Below are 4,472 nucleotides of genomic sequence, written 5' to 3' on the forward strand. Positions count from 1 at the left end.
GACAGGCTCCGGAAGACGGTTGTTGCGCACGTATTCGGTGAACGCACTATGGCGACGCTGGGGCGTCTTATGAGCTTGCTGTCACCCTTTGACGTGGTGATATGGATGACGGATGGCTGGCCACTGTATGAATCCCGCCTGAAGGGAAAGCTGCACGTAATCAGCAAGCGATATACGCAGCGAATTGAGCGGCATAACCTGAATCTGAGGCAGCACCTGGCACGGCTGGGACGGAAGTCGCTGTCGTTCTCAAAATCGGTGGAGCTGCATGACAAAGTCATCGGGCATTATCTGAACATAAAACACTATCAATAAGTTGGAGTCATTACCTTCCTGGCGCATTCATCACAGCAAACGTTTCGGAAAGACGGTTCGCCAGATTAACGCCACCCGACCAGGCGACAATGCCCCCTGAAACACTGGCTCCAGCCTGTCGATAAGTACTCGACTGACTATAACTGCCATTCACTGTCGCAACCGGCGCGTTCCAGGTCAAATTCGCCCCAGCTGTCGTTTCATTTCCCTGATGCTGATAACTCAGGTTGACCCCATAGTTAAACTGATCCCGGCTTCCAACGGTTCCTGATAATCCCGTATTATTTGAGGCAACCCCCTGATCATCAAACGTCGTTGAGTTAGACATATATATTTGCCGACGAGGCGTCGTAACGTCATCACCCCAATCAAAGGGAATCGATATAAAAATATTAAAACGTTTCTCTTCATGATGATTCTCGTCATACGCCTGGCTTGCCGCGAGGGTATAGCTTATCCGCCGCCAGTTATTGGAATAACTCAACTGATAATCCTTACTGCTGCCGCTACGCCCCCAGTAATCTCGCCATAACGTACTTAAGGACACAGACCCCCAGCCTTCTGGCAATGACTGGCTCATATTGGCAGAAAAGCTATTTTTACGGCCAAAATCGTTCTGGTAATAATCGGCAATGTCATAGATATCGTTTTCATCACGGCGATAATTATCTTTATTGTTTGTCCAAACGTGATCGTTAAATGTCCGGTAATCACGCGACGAATAACGCCAGGCCGCCAGACCAAAACGCGTCGACGTTTGGCTCACAAATTTGTTGTAGGCAATTTGATAACTTTGCCCGTCAAACACATCGCCGTTGTCTTGTTTACTATGCGACTTCGTGGCATCGACGGAAATGGCACCAATGCGGGTATTCCAGCCAGTCCCCAAAGTGAACGCGTAATAATTATTCGCGACCATCGAGCCACCATACAGCGTCAATAAATTATTAAAACCATACTGATAACCCGCCTGGACAAAATCACTTTGTTTGCTCGCCCCTTCAATATGGCTACGACCCGCCGCAAAATCATATTTCGATACGCCGGGTTGCAGCATATTTGGCACCGCTGCATAAGGTACCAGATAGGTGGTAACCGAGCCGTCCGCCTCTTTCACGCTGACATCAAGATCTGCTCCACCACCGGCCAACTGCAAATCTGTAATCGCAAACGGGCCAGGAGGAACCTCTTTCTGATAAACGACAAAACCATTCTGTTCAATAGTTACCAGCGCGTTACTCTGAGCAATCCCCTGCACCCGTGGCGTAAAATTTTGTTTCGAGTTAGGCAACATCTGCATATCACGAAACAACCACACACCGCTGAAGCGAACAGAATCAAAAATATCGCTTGATGTGTACATATCACCCACGCGAAGCGTGCCGAGAAGTTGGGCAAATCCACGTTCCAGATACAGGGTATTGCTTTTCCACACCCCTGGATTGTTATTTGTTTTACTGAAACTGGCATCAGAATGCAGTTGCCACCCCAGTAAATTTAACCCGCTGTTAAAACGTACATATGTACTCTTGTTATTACCCGACGCTTTATAGTCGCTGTAATACTGACTCACATAATAAGAGGTATAAAACGCATTAATACCCCGCTCCCAGTTTTCCGGTGGAACATAGCCACTTTCCAGTTCTTCCACCCAAGCCTGCGGGACACTGAAATCGAGACGAAAAACCCCGATATCCCAGCTATAGCTCCCACCCTGAACAAGTTGCTCAAATGTTAAACATTGCTTACCACTGGCGAAGTTATCGCTATTAATGCCTAACCGCTTGATAACTTCTCTTGATAAACATGTTTCTTGCGGGTTGTCTTTAACAATGAACTCATATTTCCCGCGCCATTGCTTATTGACATAAATATCGATGTCATACTGCCCCGGCAAGGGTTGATTATCATCAAGACGAATATTTGCAACCTGCTGGTCTTTCATTCCACCTATCATAAAATGGGTATCAAAGGTTTCTTCAGCTGCATAAGCTTCAATGCCGAGCAATAACGCTACGATTGCTGATGCAAGTGGGGTCATTCTCAACATAGGCAGCTCCTGCAATTAAATTTTGTCACTAATATAGTTGCCGTGGTCATCGATAATGGTCAGATACCAGTTGTTTGCATTATTACTTTTGACATTAACACTCTGACTTTCTAAGGGGGCAATCATAATAGTTTCATAATTGACTTTGACATTATTAGCTTTGACATCCGAAATCGTCACCCAATTAGCTGAGTCATTTTTTATCACCAATCCATTGCCACTGCGATTTATCAGTAACTTTTTAAAGGTCGCTTTATTCACCGGAGCAATACCCGCGGCCGGTAAAACAATTTGATTCTGTTTTGCATCGCAAACTTCAGTGCATTCTTACCTTCTTGTTTTGGACTATTCGGTGGAATATCCAGAACATTAAGATAAAAAATACTTTCCTTATTACTGGGTAATTTATTAGGCATGATTTTAATTTTTATTTGTTGCCCAGAATTGGCCGCTACTTTCACTACTGGTGGCGTTAACATGAAAGGAACCTGAATCTTTTCTGGCGGCAGAGACGTGTCGCCATCATCAATCCACGCCTGCATCAGCGAAGAGCGGTTTCCCTGATTCATCAGTTGTACCATGACCTCTTTCTGCTCTGCCGGGTAAATTATACGGGTCCCGAAAATAACCATTCCGGCATGCACGGGGAATATCATAGAAGAGATGAGTAAAGATAATAACCCTTTCATCTTAATGCCTCTTATATTTATGCTGGCCGCCATGAATATGGCGGCCATTTTAACTTACTGAAAAAACAAGATGATTATTTTAAATATTTAATCCTGGGCAACACGCATAACCAATGAAGAGTTAACAGTACCAGATGCAACACCACTGTCAGTCAACTTCAGATATTTTGCCTTAAACGGTATTGCATATTATCCATCAGCAGTTTTATAACTTTCAATATTAAATGGTGCGGAAATATCCAGTACGTCACTGCTATCTCCCAAATAGAGATAGTATCCAACTGTGTCATTACTACTGGATATTGCCTTATCATTACCAAGAATTTTCTCGTTGGTGATCAACGAAAGTTTTACGCCATCAATAGTCTTCGGACAAGTAATTTTCAGCATACTGCTGGTTACACCAACCACGCCATCATAAGTTGAATATTTCGCTTTACCATCAAATACAGTGGTGGGTACAGTCGGCATATTAATACTGACTGAATCACCGCCAGCGACAAATGTACATGGTGATTCAGCAATATTACCTTTAATGGTTAAAGTTCCGGTATCTACTTCAGCAGCGAAAATACCAGCACTCATAAATACAGAAGATAAGACAGCGACAACAATAATTGAATGTTTCATGATGCATTCCTTAATAAGTTTATTTTGTTTTGTTAAGAGTCTGTATCTCTTGGAAACAAATTTCTCACATCAAAAAAGTTGCCGCAATGTAAACATATTGTTTTGTTGATTTAAAACAAATTAACTAATGCGATATAAATACAACAAATAATTCGCTATAACAAACATTTTTGAAACTGATTAATTAACGTAAATTACCGTAAATAACATTCATGAGGTGAATAAAAAAGCCAAAATCATTCATAGGAATGATTTTGGCTTTTTAAATATGCTTAATGCTTAAAACGGTGTTGGCAAATTAATCGTAGCGATTTAACACGATTTTGCGTTTGTCGTTATTACCCACAGTTACCACTTCTGTCGTAACGCCTTTTGCAGTAGAAGAAGCACGATAGTTGGTTTCAACTCGTTGTAACAACTGCCCACAACGTTGCTGAAGATGATTATTAACAACATCCATACTGCATGTAGGGGAACTAATTCTGCCATTGATGGTTGATGTTGCAGTCTCTGAAGAGAACGCGGGAGAAGCCAATCCATAGGCAAGAAAAATAATTCCTGACAGCCAGGTAATGCTGCCAACTTACTGATTTAGTGTATGATGGTGATTTTAAGGTGCTTGCGTGGCTTCCATTTCCATCAGATGTCCTTCCTGCTCCGCTACTGAAGGCGTGGTGCGTAACGGCAAAAGCACTGCCGGACATCAGCGCTATCTCTGCTCTCATTGCCGTAAAACATGGCAACTACAGTTCACTTACACCGCCTCTCAGCCCGGTACGCACCAGAAA

The 4,472-nt window shown here is 43.1% G+C and carries 2 protein-coding genes and 4 pseudogenes; 2 read left to right on the top strand and 4 right to left on the bottom strand.

Annotated elements, in window-relative coordinates; all coding sequences use genetic code 11:
* Positions 1-315: pseudogene (locus BGK49_RS09800) on the top strand (IS1-like element IS1B family transposase); the annotation flags it as partial.
* 16 nt (positions 316-331) lie between these two features.
* Here BGK49_RS09800 and BGK49_RS09805 read toward each other — a convergent pair.
* From BGK49_RS09805 to BGK49_RS26230, 4 genes and pseudogenes are all read right to left on the bottom strand, one after another.
* Positions 332-2,365 (bottom strand): annotated as a pseudogene (locus tag BGK49_RS09805) (fimbrial biogenesis outer membrane usher protein); the annotation flags it as partial.
* Positions 2,366-2,380: 15 nt separating this feature from the next.
* A pseudogene (locus tag BGK49_RS30990) lies at positions 2,381-3,054 on the bottom strand (fimbria/pilus periplasmic chaperone).
* An 87-nt stretch (positions 3,055-3,141) separates the two neighbouring features.
* A pseudogene (locus tag BGK49_RS09815) lies at positions 3,142-3,684 on the bottom strand (fimbrial protein).
* Between the two features lie 298 nt (positions 3,685-3,982).
* A complete protein-coding gene (locus BGK49_RS26230) occupies positions 3,983-4,258 on the bottom strand; it encodes a DUF2574 family protein (RefSeq protein WP_072059034.1) in 276 nt (91 codons plus the stop codon).
* Between the two features lie 49 nt (positions 4,259-4,307).
* On the opposite strand from BGK49_RS26230, the gene BGK49_RS26235 reads away from it, so the two are divergent.
* On the top strand, positions 4,308-4,472 hold a 165-nt coding region (locus tag BGK49_RS26235), incomplete at its 3' end, for an IS1 family transposase (protein ID WP_047664789.1).

The organism is Shigella sp. FC1544, from assembly GCF_001722145.1.
In the GTDB taxonomy this organism is placed as follows: Bacteria; Pseudomonadota; Gammaproteobacteria; order Enterobacterales; family Enterobacteriaceae; genus Escherichia; species Escherichia coli.